The organism is Dechloromonas agitata is5 (assembly GCF_000519045.1).
GTDB classification, from domain to species: Bacteria; Pseudomonadota; Gammaproteobacteria; order Burkholderiales; family Rhodocyclaceae; genus Azonexus; species Azonexus agitatus.
Genome location: NZ_KI912532.1, coordinates 2,566,842 through 2,587,142, shown reverse-complemented (window position 1 = coordinate 2,587,142; position 20,301 = coordinate 2,566,842). Strand labels below are relative to the sequence as shown.

Annotated in this window: 18 protein-coding genes; 12 read left to right on the top strand and 6 right to left on the bottom strand. The window is 61.9% G+C overall.

The features are described from left to right. Positions 1 to 5: 5 nt before the first annotated feature. The 4 genes from pxpB (at position 6) to K420_RS0112610 (ending at position 3,438) form a co-directional block, all read left to right on the top strand. On the top strand, positions 6 to 770 hold the full coding sequence (pxpB, locus tag K420_RS0112625) for a 5-oxoprolinase subunit PxpB (RefSeq protein WP_027458382.1): 765 nt from the start codon (positions 6 to 8) through the stop codon (positions 768 to 770). Beyond that, positions 770 to 1,819 (top strand): 5-oxoprolinase subunit C family protein, encoded by a 1,050-nt coding sequence (locus K420_RS0112620; protein ID WP_027458381.1) that lies wholly within the window; start codon positions 770 to 772, stop codon positions 1,817 to 1,819. The genes pxpB and K420_RS0112620 overlap by 1 nt, the downstream gene beginning before the upstream one ends. Positions 1,820 to 1,844: 25 nt before the next feature. Continuing rightward, entirely contained in the window at positions 1,845 to 2,627 is a 783-nt protein-coding gene (locus K420_RS0112615; protein WP_027458380.1) for a LamB/YcsF family protein, read from the top strand. Between the two features lie 340 nt (positions 2,628 to 2,967). Beyond that, complete coding sequence (locus K420_RS0112610) at positions 2,968 to 3,438, top strand: hypothetical protein (protein WP_027458379.1); 471 nt, start codon at positions 2,968 to 2,970, stop codon at positions 3,436 to 3,438. Positions 3,439 to 3,541: 103 nt separating this feature from the next. Here K420_RS0112610 and K420_RS21085 read toward each other — a convergent pair whose 3' ends face one another. After that, entirely contained in the window at positions 3,542 to 3,667 is a 126-nt protein-coding gene (locus tag K420_RS21085) for a hypothetical protein (protein ID WP_269746430.1), read from the bottom strand. 168 nt (positions 3,668 to 3,835) lie between these two features. On the opposite strand from K420_RS21085, the gene K420_RS20730 reads away from it, so the two are divergent. The 7 genes from K420_RS20730 (at position 3,836) to moaA (ending at position 9,978) form a co-directional block, all read left to right on the top strand. Next, a complete protein-coding gene (locus K420_RS20730; RefSeq protein ID WP_051453121.1) occupies positions 3,836 to 4,219 on the top strand; it encodes an Hpt domain-containing protein in 384 nt (127 codons plus the stop codon). Then, complete coding sequence (locus K420_RS18955) at positions 4,216 to 5,475, top strand: GGDEF domain-containing response regulator (protein ID WP_198293843.1); 1,260 nt, start codon at positions 4,216 to 4,218, stop codon at positions 5,473 to 5,475. Before K420_RS20730 ends, K420_RS18955 begins: the two co-directional genes overlap by 4 nt. Further along, on the top strand, positions 5,465 to 6,688 hold the full coding sequence (locus tag K420_RS0112595) for a sensor domain-containing diguanylate cyclase (protein WP_027458378.1): 1,224 nt from the start codon (positions 5,465 to 5,467) through the stop codon (positions 6,686 to 6,688). The genes K420_RS18955 and K420_RS0112595 overlap by 11 nt, the downstream gene beginning before the upstream one ends. A 126-nt stretch (positions 6,689 to 6,814) precedes the next feature. Then, positions 6,815 to 7,243 (top strand): BLUF domain-containing protein, encoded by a 429-nt coding sequence (locus K420_RS20180; RefSeq protein WP_084019653.1) that lies wholly within the window; start codon positions 6,815 to 6,817, stop codon positions 7,241 to 7,243. Positions 7,244 to 7,603: 360 nt separating this feature from the next. Continuing rightward, positions 7,604 to 7,975: a carboxymuconolactone decarboxylase family protein gene (locus K420_RS0112585; RefSeq protein WP_027458377.1), complete on the top strand. Its 372-nt coding sequence runs from the start codon at positions 7,604 to 7,606 to the stop codon at positions 7,973 to 7,975. Positions 7,976 to 8,424: 449 nt separating this feature from the next. Further along, on the top strand, positions 8,425 to 8,739 hold the full coding sequence (locus tag K420_RS0112580; RefSeq protein ID WP_157275082.1) for a hypothetical protein: 315 nt from the start codon (positions 8,425 to 8,427) through the stop codon (positions 8,737 to 8,739). 168 nt (positions 8,740 to 8,907) lie between these two features. Continuing rightward, a complete protein-coding gene (moaA, locus tag K420_RS0112575) occupies positions 8,908 to 9,978 on the top strand; it encodes a GTP 3',8-cyclase MoaA (protein WP_084019651.1) in 1,071 nt (356 codons plus the stop codon). 225 nt (positions 9,979 to 10,203) lie between these two features. On the opposite strand, the gene typA is transcribed toward moaA, so the two are convergent. Further along, positions 10,204 to 12,045 (bottom strand): translational GTPase TypA, encoded by a 1,842-nt coding sequence (typA, locus tag K420_RS0112570; protein ID WP_027458374.1) that lies wholly within the window; start codon positions 12,043 to 12,045, stop codon positions 10,204 to 10,206. 179 nt (positions 12,046 to 12,224) lie between these two features. On the opposite strand from typA, the gene K420_RS0112565 reads away from it, so the two are divergent. Continuing rightward, complete coding sequence (locus K420_RS0112565) at positions 12,225 to 12,800, top strand: uracil-DNA glycosylase family protein (RefSeq protein WP_027458373.1); 576 nt, start codon at positions 12,225 to 12,227, stop codon at positions 12,798 to 12,800. A 17-nt stretch (positions 12,801 to 12,817) separates the two neighbouring features. Here the strand turns inward: K420_RS0112565 and K420_RS0112560 are convergent, their stop codons facing one another. From K420_RS0112560 to K420_RS19780, 4 genes are all read right to left on the bottom strand, one after another. After that, complete coding sequence (locus K420_RS0112560; RefSeq protein ID WP_027458372.1) at positions 12,818 to 13,204, bottom strand: group II truncated hemoglobin; 387 nt, start codon at positions 13,202 to 13,204, stop codon at positions 12,818 to 12,820. A 17-nt stretch (positions 13,205 to 13,221) separates the two neighbouring features. Next, on the bottom strand, positions 13,222 to 15,387 hold the full coding sequence (locus K420_RS0112555; RefSeq protein ID WP_232422836.1) for a YgiQ family radical SAM protein: 2,166 nt from the start codon (positions 15,385 to 15,387) through the stop codon (positions 13,222 to 13,224). A 296-nt stretch (positions 15,388 to 15,683) separates the two neighbouring features. Next, positions 15,684 to 18,197 (bottom strand): ABC transporter permease, encoded by a 2,514-nt coding sequence (locus tag K420_RS0112545; RefSeq protein WP_027458370.1) that lies wholly within the window; start codon positions 18,195 to 18,197, stop codon positions 15,684 to 15,686. Next, complete coding sequence (locus tag K420_RS19780) at positions 18,194 to 20,281, bottom strand: putative bifunctional diguanylate cyclase/phosphodiesterase (RefSeq protein ID WP_051453118.1); 2,088 nt, start codon at positions 20,279 to 20,281, stop codon at positions 18,194 to 18,196. The genes K420_RS0112545 and K420_RS19780 overlap by 4 nt, the downstream gene beginning before the upstream one ends. Positions 20,282 to 20,301: the final 20 nt, after the last annotated feature.

Here is a 20,301-nt window from a genome sequence, read left to right as displayed (position 1 = left end):
CGGTCATGCCCGCACACGCCTCCTTTCCCCCGATCCGCCTGCTGGCTGTGGGGGATGGTGCCTGGACTGTCGAGTTCGGCGCTGCCATCGATCCGGCTATCCACGGCCGGGTGCTTGGCTTCTGCAGCCTGCTTGACATGCTTTCCAGCGACGGTCGCCTGCATGGCGTCATTGAATGGGTGCCCACGTTCCGCTCAGTGACGGTGCATTTCGATCCTGAGCAGACCGATGCCATGGCCTTGCACGACTTGCTGCTTGACGTGGCGGGGAAGAGCGGCGTTCTCTCTGCTGCCGGTAGCCGATGGCATATTCCGGTCTGTTTCGAGGGAGAATGTGCCCCCGACCTGATCGATGTCGCTGCCGCCAAGGGCATGACCCCGGACGAAGTCGTCGGGGTGATGACCGGTACGGTTTTCTCCGTCTATATGCTTGGCTTCCTGCCCGGCTTTCCCTACCTCGGTGCCGTGCCAGAAGAACTGGACATGCCGCGCCTGGCCAGCCCGCGCAAGGTGGTGCCGGCCCGTTCGATCGCCATTGCCGGGCGCATGTGTGCTGCCTATCCTTGGGAGAGCCCTGGCGGCTGGCGGTTGCTTGGGCGCACACCGATCCGCCTGTTCGATGCCAACAATGCTCGCCGGCCGGCGCTGCTGGCGCCGGGTGACGAAGTGGTATGGGAACCGATTGACGCGACACGCTATGCCGAACTCGACCACGAGTGTGCTGCCGGTCGTTTCGACCTGACCCTGCTGATGCGCGAAGGAGGCCAATGATGAGCGCCATCGTCGAAGTCGTCGAGGCCGGCTTGGCCGTTACCATTCAGGATCGTGGCCGCCCGGGCTATCGCAATATCGGGGTGCCGCTTTCAGGGGCTCTCGACCCCGGCCTGATGACAGCCGCCAATGCCCTGCTCGGGAATGATCGCGATGCAGCGGTTCTCGAAGTCTGCCTGGCCGGGCCGGCGCTGAAGGCCTTATCGGGCACCGTGCGGATTTCGCTGGCCGGCGAACTGTCAGCCCAGGTGGTGACGACCCGTGGCCGCTTGCTCAAGGTCGAACCCTGGCAGACGGCAACGCTCTTTCCGGGCGACATCGTGCGTATCGGCGGCGTCACGAAAGGCATCGGCTATGTGGGCATCACCGGCGGATTTCAGGTGTCGGGACAACTAGGCAGCCGGTCGACCTACGTTCGTGCCCGGCTCGGCGGTACTGACGGTCTGCCGCTGGCGGTCGGTCAGCATCTGCCGTGTGCGCCGCTGAGCGGTAATCCATGGTTGGAGAGCTGCGGCACCCTGCCGTGGCCGGTCAACCAGGGGCCGATTCGTGTCATCCCTGGGCCGCAGGATGATCATTTCACACCGGCCGCGCTGGCCGCCTTTTTCAGTCGCCCCTACGCGGTGACGCGGGACATGGATCGCATGGGCATCCGTTTCGAGGGCGACAAGCTGGCCCACAACGAACGCGGCGCGGAGGTAATCTCCGACGGGGTGGCGCCCGGCTCGATTCAGGTGCCGGCAAACGGTCAGCCCATCGTCCTGTTGGCTGATTGCCAGACCTCAGGCGGCTACCCCAAGATCGGGACAGTCATTCGCGCCGATCTGCCACGTTTGGCTCATGTGCGGCCGGGAGACAATATTCATTTTGCTGCGGTGGACCACGCTCAGGCTGCCGCTGCGCTGCGCGACCTGGCCAGCCGAGTGGCGCGCTGGTGTACGAGCATAGGCGCCTTCTGTCCGCCCGGCGTGGTGGACGAGACGGCACTTTACGAAGGTAACCTGATCAGCGGCGCGATTCGTGGCGACGAAGCTGTCGCACTGGTTTAACGATAGGCAAGACGAGGAGCAGACAATGACCCGCAAAATCAATCTCAACGCCGATCTCGGCGAAAGTTTCGGGGCCTGGCAGATGGGTAACGATGCGGAAATGTTGCGTCTGGTCGGTTCTGCCAACCTCGCCTGTGGCTTCCACGGTGGTGATCCGCTGGTCATGCGGCAGACCTTGCGCCTTGCCCGCGAGCAGGGGGTCAGCGTCGGGGCGCATCCCTCCTATCCCGACCTGCAGGGCTTCGGACGCCGCCGCATGGCCATGGCGCCGGATGAACTGGAGGCCGCCATCCTTTACCAGATCGCGGCGCTTGACGGCATGGCGAAAGTCGAGGGGCTGAGGGTCCGCCACGTCAAACCGCACGGCGCACTCAACAACGCGGCCTGTGCCGACCGTGTGCTGGCAGACACCATCGTGCGCGCTATCCGCGCCTACGATCCAGAGCTAATCCTGCTTGCTCCGGCGCTCTCAGAACTTTGTGCCGCCGGGCATGCCGCCGGGTTGCCGGTGATCGAGGAAATTTTCGCCGATCGGGCTTATCTCGATGATGGGCAACTGGTTCCCCGCAGCCGGTCGGATGCCATGATCCACGGTGCCGAAGCCAGCTACGTACATGTCCGGCGCATGCTGGATGAGGCGGCAATCGTCAGCGTGAGCGGCAAGCGCTTGCCGTGCGCCATCGGCAGCATTTGCGTGCATGGCGACGGGCCGGAGGCGGTGATTACTGCCCGCTATCTGAACGAGCGTTTAACGGCCGACGGTTATGTTCTGTTACCGCTTCCGAGCGTAGGTGGCTGTTCACCTTGACTGGGCTGTAACAAAAATCTCTTCATGCGGGGAAATCATTCGGGTGGTGCGTAGCCGGAAAGCGATGGGCATCGCCAACCCCACGGGATATGGATGCTGCGGTCGTTTTGTTTCAGACAAGAATTTGCCTGCGCCTGATTTCAAAGTGGAAAATCGATAACGCTTGATAAATATTAAGAATGTTTTTTGTAAAAAAAGGGCGTGCGAATAAAAAGGCAATAAGCAGTGCGCCGTAAGTCTTTCTCAAATTGGGAAAGCCTACATAACGGATGGCTAATTTTGAGTAAGAATATGCACAAAGAACATAAAGTGCAGAAATGTCAAAATCAATAATCCGTTTATGAGCCAACAGTTTTCTGACTTCGATGATCGAATATCGATTGCGTATCCCATCATATCCATCGCATTCTCGCGATTTATGCTCGACACCCAGCGTCGCGTTATGGTGGAACTGGGGCTGGATCTTGAGTCAAGCTACATCTGGGGTACCTTAGCCCAATACAATCTTTCTGGGGTGGTTCAGCCGACCATTGATCCAAAAAAACTAATCTGGACGCAGTTTGGTATGCGCGGGCTCATGAAACCCGCCCGGCTTACTGATATTTCCGAAGTTTCCCGTTTACCTGTTGAAACCGTGCGCCGCAAATTGAAGGTGCTAGCAACGCAGAATCGCGTGGAACAACTACCTGACAAGACTTGGCTCGTTGTCGTTGGTGGCGACGCATACTCCCAAGAATTCGTCAAAGATAGTATTCGGCGCATGCTGGATGTTGCCGACTTGATGGTGCAGGTGATGCAGCGAGTTAAGTGATGGATATCCGGCGAGCGCTCCTGCTGCGGAAATTTCTGATCAGACTTAAGGTAGCAATGGTCTTCTTCTGGTCGCGCAATACGACCATCTGCACCCAAAGTTGTCAGGCAAATTGGCTGAGCTTCGCCATTCCTTCATCACTCAATTGCTTGTGGTCGAGCACAAGCTTGGCCAGTGCCCCCTCTTCCGTTAGGAAGTATGCCCAGTTGCTGGTGGGGCGGGATTTCAATGCCCAACTCCTCTGGATACAAAATCGCGCCGTGCAGGGGGATTACCTCGGGCCGCGGTGCGGCGAATTCGAATCGGCCCTGGAAGGTTTCGATCTGTGCCGTGCGCTTGAACTGCTCAGGGCGGCTACGGCCCGCCCTCCCTCACCCGCAGGTGGAGACCGACCTGAATGAACGACAAGAATACGAATGATCTGGTCGCGGTGTTCGAGCGCGAACTGGCCGGCCGACTGGAAGCCTTGCAGGCGGCATGGCAGGGGCCAGAGCGGGGAACGCAAGCCGCGCTGGAAAAAATTCAACGCATCGCCCACGACTTGGCGGGGTCGGCCGGGGCTTATGGCTACCCGGCGGTGGCCGAGGCGGCGATCCTAGTCGAGGAAACTGCCAGCATGGTGCTGGCGCGGTTGGGCCAGAGTGGCAGCCACTTGCAGGAGCGTCTGCACCAGCAACTAAATCGGCTCGGGGCGCAGCTGGCCAAGCCCGAGCCGCAACATGTGCCGTTGTTGTCCGGGCGCATCAAGAATGGGCGTATCCATACAGCCAGCGTATCGTGATTGTGGACGACGACGTAGCCTTCAGTCGCCTGCTGGCGGCTCAACTGGCACAGTTTGGCTTTCAGGTGGACTTGCTCGATGACCTGACCTGTTTGCCGGTCTATCTGGCGCAAACGTCGCCGGACCTGATCGTGATGGATGTGCTGTTTCCGCAAACCAAGACATCCGGCCCGCAAACCATTGCCATGCTGCATGCGCAGATCAAGGGCAGGATTCCGGTCGTCTTTGTTAGCGCCTCGGACACCATGTCCAGCCGCCTGGGGGGCGTGCGGGCCAATGGTCAGGCATTTTTCGCCAAGCCCTTCGATGCGGCCCAGCTCATCGATACGATCGACCGTCTTCTTGGCCTTAAGCAGGAGCGGCCCGCCTATCGCGTCCTGATCGTCGAGGATGCTGTCTCGCTGGCACATCTGTATGCCGTTACGCTGGAGCAGGCCGGGATGATGGCCTGTGTGGTCAGCAAGCCGCTGCAGATGCTGGAGGTGATGGAAAACTTCCGGCCAGATTTGATCCTGATGGATCTCTACATGCCGGAAGTCAGTGGCGTCGAGCTGGCGCGCGTCATTCAACAGCACCATGCCTACATGGGTGTGCCACTCATCTTCCTTTCGGCCGAACGCGATCCCGCCAAGCAACTTGCTGCGCTGGGCCAGGGCGGTGACAACTTCCTCACCAAACCCGTCGCCCCCGATGAACTGGTCAAGGTCGTGTCAACCCGGGCCCATCACTATCAGGCGATGCGTTCGCTGATGCTCCAGGACAGCCTCACCGGCCTGCTGAACCATTCGCGCCTTCTGGAGCAGCTGGATCACGAGTTGCGCCGGGCGCAGCGGGTCGGAAAGCCATTGAGCGTGGCGATGATCGACATCGATCACTTCAAGTCATTTAACGACTGCTGGGGGCATGTCGTCGGCGACCATGTCATCCTGAGCCTTGCCCGCCTGCTTCGCGAACGCCTGCGCAGCACGGATATCGTTGGTCGTTACGGTGGTGAGGAGTTTCTGGTTATCATGCCGGATACCGATACTGAAAACGCCTGTCGGGTCATCGAGGAACTGCGCAGCAGTTTCGCAGAACTGCCCCAATACGCCGACCAAAACGTTTTTTACACCACCTTCAGCGCGGGCGTTGCCATGTCTACCCTGAGGGATGTTGACCGCAAGGTGATCAAAATGGCGGATTCCGCCTTATTCGCAGCCAAGCGCGCCGGGCGCAATCGGATGCAGATTGCAGCGGGAACGGACAATGAGATTTGAACACAAGGCACTCGATCTCCTAGCAACACCAATTTGGATCATTTCGGTAGGTGAGGAGGAGGTGGTTTATCGCAACCCAGCATCAGAAAGCCTTACAGCCGGCATGGCGCTATCCGAGATGCGAAAGGGCTGCCATTCGGCGGGTGCCGAGGAATTCCTTTCAGCCTATCTGCCGGTCCTGCAGGCTCGTGAGCGCGTGGCCGAGGTATGGACGGTGTGTTGCCAGGGGCAGGCTGTCCCGCTTAGTTGCCATCTCTTCCTGCTCCAATCTACGGTGGGCTGCGAGCAGATTCTGGTTGAGGGGATACTGGCCAGCCTGCCGGTAATGTCCGGCGCTTCGCCGACCGGCGATGGTGACGAATGTCTGTACGAAAAGCTATTCCAGTTAAGCAGCGCACCGATGCTCCTGATCGATCCCGGACAGGATGGCCTGATCGTCGATGCCAACCGAGCCGCCTGCCGGTTCTACGGCTATTCGCATGAGGCTTTCTGTCGCCTCCACACCTGGGAAATCAACTCACTCGGACGCAACGTACTGCCGATCATGCATGAGGTGGCGAAGCTGGCCGGCGGCCACCGACCGCTCAATTTTGTACATCGTCTCGCTGATGGCAGCCTACGCGATGTGCAAACCTATGCCGGGCCGCTTGAGTTGAACGGCAAGCGTTTGATGCTGAGCATCATCCATGATGTTACCGAGCAAAAGCGTCTTAAGAACGAGCTGGAATTCGCCGCCCGGCGTGATTACCTGACCGGCCTGTGGAATCGCCGGTATTTTCTAGGGCTGCTCGAAAAACTACGCCACCAGCGGCGGCGACACGATGCCGACTTCAGCCTGCTGATGCTCGATGTCGATCATTTCAAGCAGATTAACGACTGCTATGGCCACGAGCGAGGTGACGAGGTTCTCATCCTGCTTGCCCGTACACTGGAAAACCGGATTCGTGAGATTGATGCGCTATGCCGCTGGGGTGGCGAGGAATTCATCATCCTGTTACCACATACCGATCTCGAAAACGCCCTGCATCTGGCCGAAATCCTGAGAACCGCAGTCGAGCAGCTCAAGGCGCCGCATTTGCCGCACATCACAATCAGTCTCGGTGTCGCCCAGTATCAGCAGGAAGAAACAATAGAGTGCTTGATCAGTCGTGCAGATTCGGCGCTCTATCAAGCCAAGGAAACAGGACGCAATAGGGTTGTCGCTGCGCGCTGAAGTTGAACGATATCGAAAATACAGTGGTTGTAAGTCGAGGTGGTTTTTTCAATGTGGAACTTGGTTCTTAGACGTTGAATTTCAAATCGGCGAACGAGATTATCAAGAAGAATAAGGGACAAATCGATGCATCAGGTCATATATGTCAGTGCCGCAACTCAATTGTTTAGCAAAGCAGAATTACTGCAGTTGCTGACTTTAGTCCGTGAAAAGAACCAGCGCTTGGCAGTGACCGGTATGCTGCTCTATAAGGATGGTGACTTTATTCAATTGCTGGAGGGGGAGGAGTCTGTCGTCAAACAGGTTCTCGATAAAATCAAAGTCGATCGCCGCCATCGGTATGTAACCGTGATCTTGCAAAATGATGTCGAATCACGTCTTTTTCCCGACTGGTCAATGGGGTTTCGCGACTTGAGCGACCCGGGCCTTCAGGAAATACCCGGGTTTTCAAATTTCTTAAATGCATCGCAACCCAGTGAATATGCTTTGAATGACCCCAATGGGTGTTTGGAACTGCTCTCCATGTTCAAGCCAAACAGCCGTGGAGGCAATTAAATATATCAAACAAGATATTCAAAGCCGACATATTTGTCACAGGGCAGCTTTGTCGGAGTTTTACTTTACGCCCAGTAGGTTAGGGTTTCGGCCAAAGTTGACTTTGAGCCACCGACCGAAGTCGGGCAGCAATGTGCAGATTACCTGCCACACAGCCCGGCAAGGTCATGGAACCGCTTTGTCCGTGCTGGCTAACGCCTCGGATAATAATACCTACGAGTGCCCCTGGAAAGCGACATGGCCTGCCTCCGTGCAGACTGCCATTTGACTCGTCTTGCGGTGCGCCGCTGGACAATCGCGTGTCAGCGGCTACCTGGCCTCAGGCAACTCTACGAACCGGACTGAATGGAGAAAATAAACATGAATGACGCGTACGAACAGGGCCTCGCGATTCGCCGACAGGTGATGGGGAATGACTTTGTCGATCAAGCCTTCGCCAAGGCGACCGACTTCAGCCGCCCGCTGCAAGAATTCATCACCGAAAACGCCTGGGGATCGGTGTGGCGCAGGGGCATCCTCGGACTCAAGGAGCGCAGCCTGATCACGGTGGCAATGCTGACGGCGCTCGGTCGGCAGCACGAACTGGCCGGGCATGTGCGCGGTGCCCGCAACAACGGCGCGTCGGACGAAGAGATTCGCGAAGTTATCCTGCACGCGACCGTCTATTGCGGTGTTCCGCTCGCCTCGGAAGCAATGCGCACGGCAGAGAATGCACTGATAACGAAAAGCTAAAATCACGCGGGTTTGATTCGCTGCGCGAGCCATTGAATCTGCTGATCAAGGCTCGGCGTAGCCTCGGGAGAGCGATATCGGGAAGGAGCGGCAATTAGCTGATGTCGGTAAACTTACGTCTTGGGCGTCAAAAGCATTCGGGGCCGAGTTTCCTGGCCGAAGTCGAGGCCGACCTATGAATTGAAATCTGGACGATCCAGTTCTCAGAACCGTCACTTCTGGCGAGCCAAAAAATCAAGCACTTAGCCCAGTTTTCGGACTGGGCTTTTTGCTTTTCGGGCTACCGTAGCCGAATCGATGCCGATTGGCAACGCCCGGCACGGGAAGACGGCCGACAATCCGCCACCCGATGGCAGCGTCACCTGTCGAATCGTGAAATAGTTCGCTGACAGCAACGCCCTCTTTATCTACCCTGTAGTCAGATCAACTGCGCACTCCAGGAGTGCCTCGTGAACCCGACCTTTAGCCCTTCGGCCCTCGTTGCCTTGGCCGCTACGGCCAATACCGCGGCAGCCTATATCGATGCGTGCGACTCGGGCGCCCAGCATGTCCGCCTCGACCCCGCCTATTATCAGAGTTGCGGCATGCTGCTCTACAAGATCTTCTCGATGCTCGACGCCCGCCTGGCCTTCCCTTCCCTGCTCGAGCAATCTGCGGCGGCTCGCGATGTCGCCGAATCGATCCAGATCAACCGCCGGCTCGAAGTCAGCATTCTCGGCTACTACCCGCGACTATCGGCCCTGTTGCAGCGCGTGGCAGCATAACCACTGCCTCACGTTCTGGCTGCGCGCCCGGATCTTTTTTTCCGCTGCCGCTACGCCGCGCGAACTTTTCAAACTTTGATCTCTCTACTTGTTTTAAGGAAATACGGAACCGATAATCGGCGCCCAGACATTTACCCTTCCTGCAGGATTTTCGAGCTGACGTCCGCCATGCAAAACGAAACACTCAGGCCAGAGAACACTCCTGCCGGACTAGCCGGATTCACGCCGAGCATCTCCCGCTCGGCCAACGCCCACCGCGAAGGCACCCTGCTCGACAAGTACGGGCGGCGCATTACTTACGTCCGCCTGTCGATCACCGATCGCTGCGATTTCCGCTGCACTTACTGCATGTCGGAAGAAATGACCTTTCTGCCGCGCCAAGAGGTCATGAGCCTGGAAGAATGTCTGCGTGTCGCCTCCGTCTTCGTCGGGTTGGGCGTCAACAAGTTGCGAATTACCGGCGGCGAGCCGCTGGTCCGCAAGGATGTGATGTGGCTGATCGAGCGCCTGGGCGCCCTGCCCGGCCTGAAAAACCTGGTGCTGACGACCAACGGTTCGCAACTTGAGCGCTTCGCCCAGCCGCTGCGTTCCGCCGGGGTCAAACGCATCAACATCAGCCTGGACACCCTGCAGGCCGAGCGCTTCAGGAACATCACCCGAATCGGCGAACTGGGCAAGGTACTGGCCGGCATTGAAGCGGCGCGGGCAGCCGGTTTCACGCGAACCAAGCTCAACACCGTGATGATGCGCGGCGTCAATGACGACGAATTCGTCGATCTGGTCCGTTTTGCCGTCGATCAGGAACTGGATATCTCCTTCATCGAGGAAATGCCGCTCGGTGAAATTCACGGCCGGGGCAACACCTTCATTTCTTCCGAAGAAACCCGTAGCCGACTCGCCGAACATTTCGATCTGATTCCATCCACCGAAAGCTCGGATGGACCGGCACGCTACTGGCGAATTCCCGGCAGCGAAAGCCGCATCGGCTTCATCTCGCCGCACAGCCATAATTTCTGCGATACCTGCAATCGCGTGCGGATCACCGCCAAGGGCGAGCTCTACCCCTGCCTCGGGCAGAACGATGCCAGCAATCTCCTGCCGGCGCTGCGCTCCGGCGACGACGCGGCGGTTCGCCAGCTGATCGTCGATAGCATGGGGATCAAACCCTACGGCCACGACTTCACGCAGCAAATGGATGCGCCGCAGGTCGTCCGCTTCATGTCGATGACCGGCGGCTGACCGCCGCTGCCCCTACGCTCCCCCGTACATTGCTGGTCGGTTGCCGTGCCAACCGGCGGCTACGGATAAACGTGGCACATCCCGATACTGGTCACCGGGTCGGTCATCGCCCCGAGTATCGTGAAGAAAATCGATAGTCCGACAAAAAAGGCGGCCCATCGGGCCGCCTTCCTGTGACGCGCTACCAGATCCTTGCAGGGCTGGCAGAAGCTCATGGCTTGTCGCTTACAGGCCGCGCACCGCCCGCTTGCGCTCGATTTCGGTCAAGTGGCGCTTGCGCAGACGGATCGACTTCGGCGTCAGCTCGACCAGTTCATCCTCGTCGATGAATTCGACGGCGGCTTCCAGGCTGAGTTGGACCGGCGGCACGAGGCGGACGGCTTCGTCAGTGCCGGAGGCGCGGACGTTGGTCAGTTGCTTGCCCTTGATCGGGTTCACGACCAGGTCGTTCTCGCGGCTGTGGATACCGATGATCATGCCTTCATACAGTTTCTCACCCGGGCTGACGAACATGCGGCCGCGATCCTGCAGCTTCCACAGCGCGTAGGCGACGGCTTCACCGTTGTCCTGCGAGATCAGTACGCCGTTGCGACGCTCGGCGACGGTACCTTCCTTGACTGGGGCGTATTCGTCGAAAACGTGGCTCATCAGGCCGTTGCCGCGGGTCAGGTTCATGAACTCGCCCTGGAAACCGATCAGGCCGCGGGCCGGGATGCGGTACTCGATACGGACGCGACCGCGGCCGTCCGGCACCATGTCGAGCATCTCGCCCTTGCGCAGGCCGAGTGCCTCCATGACGCCACCCTGGTGCTCTTCCTCGACGTCAACGGTCAGTTGCTCGTACGGCTCGCACTCGACGCCGTCGATCACCTTCTTGACGACACGCGGACGACCGACGGCCAGCTCGTAGCCTTCGCGACGCATGTTCTCGAGCAGGATGCCGAGGTGCAGTTCGCCGCGGCCAGAGACGTCGAACACGTCGCCGTTCGGGGTGTCATGGACGCGCAGCGCCATGTTGGTCAGCAGTTCCTTGTGCAGGCGGTCGCGGATCTGGCGGCTGGTCACGAACTTGCCTTCGGTGCCAGCCAGCGGGCTGGTGTTGACCATGAACTGCATGGACAGTGTCGGCTCGTCGATCTTGAGCAGCGGCAGGGCTTCCGGCTGATCCGGGTCGGTCACCGTGCAACCCAGCACCAGGTCTTCGATACCGGTGATCTGGACGATGTCGCCGGCCAGGCCTTCTTCCATCTCGACCTTGTTCAGGCCCTTGTAGCCGAACACCTGGCCGATCTTGGCCTTGATCGGGGAGCGATCATGCTCGGCAGCCTCTTCCTCGGTGCCGAACATGACCATGACGTTCTGGCCGGTCTTGACGCGGCCACGGATGATCTTGCCGACACCGATGCGGCCGACGTAGGACGAGTAGTCGAGCGCGGTGATCTGCAACTGCAGCGGTGCATCGACGTCGGCATCCGGGGCCGGCACGTGACGCAGGATGGTGTCGAACAGCGGCTTCATGTTCTCGCGCGGCTGGTCGAGTTCCATCGCGGCCCAGCCGTTCAGGCCGGATGCGTAAACGATGGGAAAATCGAGCTGCTCGTCCGTGGCACCCAGTTTGTCGAACAGGTCGAAGGTCAGGTTCACGGCGTTGTCCGGATCGGCGCCATCGCGGTCGACCTTGTTGACCAGCACGATCGGACGCAGGCCCTGGGCCAGTGCCTTCTTGGTCACGAAGCGGGTCTGCGGCATCGGGCCTTCAGCGGCATCAACCAGCAGCACCACGCCATCGACCATGCCGAGCACGCGCTCGACTTCACCACCGAAATCGGCGTGCCCCGGGGTGTCGACGATGTTGATGTGGATGCCTTCGTACTCGACCGCGGTGTTCTTGGAAAGAATCGTGATGCCACGTTCCTTTTCAATATCGCCGGAGTCCATGACGCAATCGACCACCTGCTGGTGTGCAGCGAAAGTGCCGGACTGGCGGAGCAGTTGGTCAACCAGGGTGGTCTTGCCGTGGTCAACGTGGGCGATGATGGCGATGTTGCGAATCGGACGAGCGGACATGGATCGAGAATGGCCTGAAAAATCAAAGGCAGGATTCTATCATCCCGTGCTGCGGCGCAGCATATTCCGCGAAATTTCTTTGCAGTTTTAGTGGCCCGCAAAGCCGAACATGGCGTCTGCCCTGCACCCCGCCAGACAGCGCTACACTGAGGCAGACCAATACCTGCTGAGCCACCGCCATGACCCGCCTGCCTGCCCTGCTCGATGACATACAGCGCTGCCAGATCTGCAGCCCCCACCTGCCGCAGGGACCACGGCCGGTCCTGCAGGCTGGGGCCGCTGCCCGGATATTGATCGCCGGCCAGGCGCCTGGCCGCAAGGTACATGCTTCAGGCATTCCCTTCGACGACGCAAGCGGCGACCGCCTGCGGGACTGGCTGGGCGTGTCGCCCGAAAGCTTCTACGATCCAGCCTGCTTCGCCATCCTGCCCATGGGTTTTTGCTATCCCGGGAGCGGCCACGCGGGCGACCTGCCGCCCCGCCCGGAATGTGCCGCGACCTGGCGACAGGCCCTGCTGGCCGAACTGCAGCACATCGAACTGACACTGGTCATCGGGCAGTACGCCATGGCCTACCATCTGCCCGGCCACGCCTCGCTGACTGACGCGGTACGCGACTGGCGCCGCACCTGGCCAGCCGTCCTGCCGCTGCCCCACCCCAGTCCGCGCAACAACATCTGGCTGAAGCGCAACCCGTGGTTCGCCGAGGCGGTTCTGCCCGCCTTGCGCCAGCGCGTTGCCGAACTGCTCGCCTGAAACGGGCGGGAAGGCGATCAGCCTTCCTTGTTACGCATGAAATCGGCGGTATTGAAGAAGTTCTGCAGCAATTTGGCGCGGATATCCGCTTCGATCCCCACATCCTCCATGGCCAGGACCATGCAGGCCACCCACTGATCACGCTCCTGCGTACCGATGGCGAAAGGCATGTGGCGTGCGCGCAGGCGCGGATGACCGAATTTCTCGACAAAAAGGTCCGGGCCGCCGAGCCAGCCGGAGAGGAACATGAACAGCTTGTCGCGTGAGCCTTGCAGGTCTTCGGGATGCATGGCGCGGAGTTCCCTGAACTGCGGCGCCGTGCCCATCAGTTCATAAAAGCGGTCACACAATCTGGCGACCGTCGGCTCGCCGCCGATTTTTTCGTAGGTGGTGGTTTGTTCCATCGTCTTCTCGTCGGGTATTACGGTGTGCGTTTCTTGCGTGGCGCGCTGCCGGATTTGCCGAAACCGCCGGGGCCCTTGACCGGCGAACGCGGGGACGCGCTGTTGCGCTGCTGGCGCCCGCAGGCCGAAGTACGCGGCGCCTGCCCCTCGCGCCCCTGGCGAGCGACGATGGCGGCGGCCTTCTGGCCCGTGCCGGCCGGTTGCCAGGCCGGGATCAACTGCTTCTTGCCATTGCCGATCAGATCGGCGCGCCCCATTTTCTTCAATGCCTCACGGAGCAAGGGCCAGTTCTCGGGATCGTGGTAGCGCAGGAAGGCCTTGTGCAACTTGCGCTGCAAGCCGTTACGTACCGAACCGACGACTTCGGCCCCCTGCCGGTGCAGCTTTTTCAGCGGGTTGCGCTCGGTGTGGTACATGGTCGTCGCCAGCGCCATCGGCGTCGGCAGGAAGGTCTGCACCTGATCGAGGCGGAAGTTGTTCTTTTTCAGCCACAACGCGAGGTTGAGCATATCCACGTCCTCGGTGCCCGGGTGGGCGGCGATGAAGTACGGGATCAGGTACTGCTCCTTGCCAGCCTCCCGCGAGAAACGGTCGAACAACTGCTTGAAGCGATCGTAGGTGCCGATGCCGGGTTTCATCATCTTGGAGAGGACGCCCTCCTCGGTGTGCTCCGGTGCAATCTTCAGGTAGCCGCCGACGTGGTGGGTAACCAGTTCCTTGATGTATTCCGGCGAGCGCACGGCAAGGTCGTAGCGCAGGCCGGAGCCGATGGTGATGCGCTTGACGCCCTTGATGGCCCGCGCCCGGCGGTACAGCGAAATCAGCGGCGCGTGATCGGTGCCCATGTTCTCGCAGATGTCCGGATAGACACAGGACAGGCGGCGGCAGGCCGACTCGATTTTTTCGTCCTTGCACTTGAGGTGGTACATGTTGGCGGTCGGCCCGCCGAGGTCGGTGACGACACCGGTGAACCCCGGCGTCTTGTCTCGCATTTCCTCGATTTCGCGAATGATCGAATCTTCGGAACGGCTCTGGATGATGCGCCCTTCGTGCTCGGTGATCGAGCAGAAGGTGCAACCGCCGAAACAGCCGCGCATGATGTTGACCGAGAAGCGGATCATCTCCCAGGCCGGAATCTTGGCATCGCCGTAGCTCGGGTGCGGCCGGCGGGCGAAGGGCGATTCATAGACGGCATCGAGTTCTTCGGTGCTCAGCGGGAAGGGTGGCGGATTGAGCCAGACGTCCCGCTCGCCGTGGGCCTGGACCAGTGCCCGGGCGTTGCCGGGGTTGGATTCGAGGTGGAAAGTGCGGGAGGCGTGGGCGTAGAGCACCGGGTCGTCCTTGACCTGTTCGTAGGACGGCAGGCGGATGACGGTATGGGCACGCCGCTCCTTGCGGGCAGCCAGGCGTTCAGCGCGGGAAACAATGCGGATCGGTTGGCCACCGTCAACCGGCGCTTCCCCGGTGGCGCAAGCGGACTGGCTGGCCGGCTCTTCCATGGCGTAGGGGTCGGCATGCTTGACCAGTGGCCCCGGCGTATCGACTTCGGTCGAATCCATGACATCCCACTGGTCGGACGGCAGCCAGCCGGGAGGCACCATGAACGCCGTACCCCGCAGGTCGCGGATATCGCCGATCTTTTCGCCACGCGCCAGGCGGTGGGCGATTTCGACGACCGCCCGCTCGGCGTTGCCGAAAATCAGCATATCGGCTTTGGAATCGGGCAGCACCGAACGGCGCACCTTGTCGGACCAGTAGTCGTAATGCGCGATGCGACGCAAGCTGGCTTCGATCGAGCCGATCACCACCGGCACGCCGGGGAAAGCCTCGCGGCAGCGCTGGGCATAGACGGTGACTGCCCGGTCCGGCCGCTTGTTGGGCTCGGCATTGGGCGTGTAGGCATCGTCGGAGCGGATCTTGCGGTCGGAGGTGTAGCGGTTGACCATCGAGTCCATGTTGCCGGCGGTAACGCCGTAGAACAGGTTGGGCTTGCCGAGCTTGCGGAAATCGGCTGCCGAGTTCCAGTCCGGCTGGCTGATGATACCGACGCGAAAGCCCTGCGCTTCAAGCAGGCGGCCGATCAGCGCCATGCCGAAGCTGGGATGGTCGATGTAGGCATCGCCGGTGATCAGGATGATGTCGCAGGAATCCCAGCCCAGCGCATCCATTTCGGCGCGGGACATGGGCAGGAAGGGCGCCGGGCCGAAGCGATGCGCCCAGAACTTGCGGTAGCCGAACAGCGGACGTGGCGGCTGCCAGAACGAGGGGTGGGACTGTTGATTCGAACTCATACGCTATTTTACCCGAGTGCGCCGACGGCCATGGCATGCTTGGCGCGCTCCCCGGCAGAGGCCCCGGCGCGGCCATGCATCTGCCTTGACGCGAACAGAACGGCGTCCTGATTGTTTCCGTCAGCGGGCGCATAGACCACGGCACCGCGGAAGAGTTCGCCCTGCTCCTGAAAGTTTTAAAGAATCGATCAGGCGCCGGTGCGCAGCGCCAACAACGGCGGCGTCGCCAGCAGGCGGCGAAAACCCAGCCAGCCGACCACCACCGCGAAGAGTGCGCCACCGCACATCGCAACCACAGGCAGCCACAGGCTGGTGTCGAGATCGAGCTGGAAAACCTGCCGGCTGACCACCGTACCCAGGGCCAGCGCACCGAGCGCAGCGAACAGGCCGGCCAGGGCGCCGATGACGGCCAATTCAACCCGCAATGCCTGCTCCAGTTGCCGGCGCCGGGCGCCGAGTGCGCGCATCACCGCCAGTTCGTAACGCCGTTCGTCGAAGGCCGTCAGTAAAGCGGCGTAGAGCACGATGGCGCCCGCCAGCAGGGCGAACAGGAAAATGAACTGGATGGCGTTGGCCACCTGCCCGACCACTGTCTGCAACTGGCTGACCACCGCCTGTACGTCAATCAGCGTCAAATTGGGAAAGCGCTTGACCAGAGCCGAGGCGGCATCGGCCTGTGCCGCCGGCAAGTGGAAGCTGGTGATGTAGCTGGCCGGCGCATCCTCGATGACACCCGGCGGCGTCAGCACGAAGAAATTGACCCGCATCGAATCCCAGGCCAGCTTGCGTAGGCTGCTGACGCGCAGGTGTTTCTCGATGCCGGCCACAACGAAAACCAGCTCGTCCCCGAGGCGGATGCCAAGCGTTTTGGCCAGCCCGTCCTCGACGGAGGCCTCCCCCTGCCCGGCCGCCGTCGGCTGGAACCAGGTGCCGGCGACCAGTTGGTTGCCGGCCGGCAGGTCGGCCCGCCAGGAAAGGTTGAATTCCCGCTCGATCAGGCGTTGCGCCCGCTCATCCTCGGGATAGCTGGCCGGGCTGACCGGCCGGCCGCCGATGCTGATCAGGCGGGCCCGCACCATGGGCAGCAGTTCGGCCCGCACGCCCAACGCCCGCAGCTCGTCGGCCAGCGCCGCCCGCTGCTCGGGCTGGATGTTGATGATGAAGCGATTGGGCGCCTCGGCCGGCACCGAGTTCTGCCAGGTTGCCAGCAGGTCGCCGCGGATGACGGTGAGCAGCAGCATGGCCATCAGGCCGATGGCCAATGCGACGACCTGGATGGCGGCAGCCGGCGCATGCCGCCCGAGGCTGGCAATGCCCTGCCGCCAGCCGAAGCCGGCGCCGCCCCGGCCGCGGGCGATGACGACGATACTCAGGCGGGCGATGACGACGATACTCAGGCGGGCGATCCCCCAAAAGACGAGCAACGCGCCGCCAAAACCGGCCACCGCCAGCAGGCCGAGGCGCAGGTCACCGGCTACCCAGACGATCAGGCCGGCGAGCAGCAGCAAGCCGAACAGGTAGCCGCCGAGTAACGAGGCCTGCGGGGCGCCCAACTCGCGACGCAGCACACGCAGGGTCGGCACCCGGGCCAGTTGCAGGAGGGGCGGCATGGCGAAGCCGAAAAGCAGCACCCCGGCGACGCCGAAACCGGGCAGCAGCGGCAGCCAGCCGGCCGGCGGCAGATCGAGGGCAAGGAGCTGCGCCAGCCAACGCATCAGGACGAAATGCGCCAGGAAACCGGTGACGCTGCCGACCACACCGGCCAGCAGGGCAAGCCAGAGGAAGAGCGTGGCATGGAAACGGAGCAGGCGGCCTTGCGTCATGCCCAGGCAGCGCATCACGGCACAGGCGTCGAGGTGGCGCTGCAGGTAGCGCCGGGCGGCCATCGCAGCGGCCACGGCGGAGAGGATCACGGTGAGCAGCGTGGCCAGACCGAGGAAGCGCTCGGCCCGGTCGAGCACGCTGCGGATCTCGGGCCGGCCGTTGCCGGTGTCTTCCAGTTTTTCACCGCGCGCCAGGCGTTTTTCCAGCCACTTCCGGTAGGCGGCAACATCGCGCTCGGCGCCGGCCAGCATCAACTGGTAGCGGATGCGCGCCCCGAACTGGACCAACCCGGTGGCGGCGACATCGTCGAGGTGCATCATCAGGCGCGGCGCCAGACTGAAGAAATTGACGCCGCGGTCCGGCTCGCGGGTCAGGATGGCGGCCACCGGCAAGGAGCGGCTGCCGACCATCACCCGATCGCCCGGCCCGGCCCCCAGCGCTGCAGCCAGCCGCTCGTCGAGCCAGACGCTGCCGGCCGCTGGCCCGTGGTCCGCATCGCGCCCCGGCTCGCCGCCGCCCGGGCTGCTCGCCAGCTTGCCGCGCAACGGGTAGCTGCCGCTGACCGCCTTGATGTCGGCCAACTGGGGCTGCCCGCCGGCCATCACCATGCTGGGGAAGACCATGGTTTCCGCCATCTGCAATCCCCGGCGGCGCGCCTCGTCGCGATAGTGGTCGGGTACGGGGTGGTCGGCGGTGACCAGCAGGTCGCCACCCATCATCTGCCGGGCCTCGCGCTGCAAGCCCTGGCGGACGCGGTCGCTGAAGAAGCCGACCGCCGTGACCGCCGCCACGGCAACGAGCAGCGCGGCGAAGAGCAGGCGCAATTCGCCCGAGCGCAATTCCCGGCCGAGCAGGCGCCAGGAGAAACCGGCGATCATGCCCGGGCCGCCCAGCGGGCGCGGAACTCGGCTGGCGCGACGGCCTTGCCGTGCAGGTGGCCTTGCAACTGCTGGCAGCCGAGTTCGGCCAGGAAACCGGCCTGCTCGGCCGTTTCGACACCTTCGGCGACGACCTCGAATTCCAGGCTGCGCGCCAGCTCCATGATGGTGCGGATGATCGCCTCGTCGCCGCTGTTGCGGCCGATGCCTTCGACGAACGAACGATCGATCTTGAGTTGCTGGATGGGCAGCATTTTCAGGTAGCTGAGCGAGGAATAGCCGGTGCCGAAATCGTCCAGCGCCAGGCTGATGCCCAGGCTGCGCAGCCTGTCGAGCAGGGAGAAGGAATCGCCCACCGCCATCACCACCGATTCGGTCAATTCCAGTTTGAGACAGTGCGGGTCCATGCCGGTTTCGTCGAGTATGCGTTCCAGCGTATCGATGAACTCCGGTCGCTCCAGTTGCCGCACCGACAGATTGACCGAGACCTTGGGCAGGTCGAAGCCGCTTTCTCGCCAGTGCATGAACTGGCGGCAGGTTTCGCGCAGCACCCAGGTGCCGAGCCCGACGATCAAGCCGGAATCCTCGGCGACCGGGATGAAGCGCGTCGGCATTACTTCGCCCAGTTCCGGGCATTGCCAGCGGACCAGCGCTTCGGCGCCGACCAATTCGCCGCTCTGCGTATCGACTTGCGGCTGCAGATGGACGCGGAACTCGCCGTGGTCAAGGGCGCGGCGCAGCAGGTTTTCGATCTGCACGCGCTCCTGCACGGCACGGGTCATGTCCGGCGTGTAGAAATGGTAGTTGCCCCGCCCGCTGAACTTGGCGCGATACATCGCCGAATCGGCATTGCGCATCAAGGCCAGCACGCTGTCGCCGTCGCCCGGGAAGAGACTGATGCCGACCGAGGCGGTCAGGAATAGCTCGGTGTCGCCTAACCGGAAAGGCTGCTCGAAGGCAGCAAGGATTTCCTGGGCGAGGACTTCGACATCCTCGGTGCGCTGCACCCCCTCCATCAGGCAGATGAATTCGTCGCCGCCCAAGCGGGCCAGCATGTCGATCAACCGGACATGGTCGGACAGCCGGGTGGCGACCGAAACCAGCAATTCGTCGCCAATGCCGTGGCCGAGCGAGTCGTTGACCTGCTTGAACTGGTCGAGGTCGATGAACAGCACGGCAAGCCGTTCGCCGCGCCGCGCCGTCTCGCGCAGGCTTTCCTCGAGGCGCTCGATGAAGCAGCGGCGGTTGGCCAGGCCGGTCAGCGGGTCATGATAGGCCAGGTAATTCAGCTTGCTCTGCGCCTGCCGGCGCTCGGCGATCTCGCTTTCGAGCTGGCTGTTGGTGCGCTTGAGTTCCTCGGTACGTGCCTCGACCTGCAGTTCCAGCGTATCGCGGGCGGCCTTCAGGCGGCCTTCCTGATCCTCCAGGATGCCCTGCGCCCGCCGGACGACGAGGAATTGCATGACATAGAGCGCGGCGAAGGTCAGCACGACCCCGGCCGTCATCCACCACAGGTCGCGCTCCAGTTCATCGATGAAGGGCGTCACGTTCTGGTGCAGCTCGAAGACGCCCGCCACCGCCTGGTCGTTGCTGCGAATCGGGATGAAACTGGCCAGCACATCGGCCGGTGTGCGCCCCTTTTCGCCGACATTGAGCCTTCCCCGGCGCAGCAGGTCGCTACTCACGCCGCCCTTGATCGCCGCCTTGAAGCCCGGGCTGTCGAAGCGGCTCTGGCCGATCTGGCGGGAATCGGTCGAAAAGATCACGTCGCCCAGCCGGTTATAGACCTTGACCTGGAAAACCGAGGTGTCCTGCATCAGGGCGAGCGCACTTTCGCTGAGGCGGGCGAGATCTTCCGTGGCCTGCAGCGACCGGGCATCGCGCCCGACCGAATCGGTCAGCAACGCAGCCAGCGGCCCGTGTAGCGAATTCTCGAAAATCTGCACCATCTCGACATTCCGCCGTTCCGCCAGCGACTGCAGTTGCTGCAGCGCCAGCTTCTGGTACAGCGGCCCGAGCAGGCCAGCCGCCAGCACGACGAGAATGAAGCTGACAGTCGAGAAATAGCGCGAAAGGTTGAACATGGGCTGGGGGATCGAGGCGC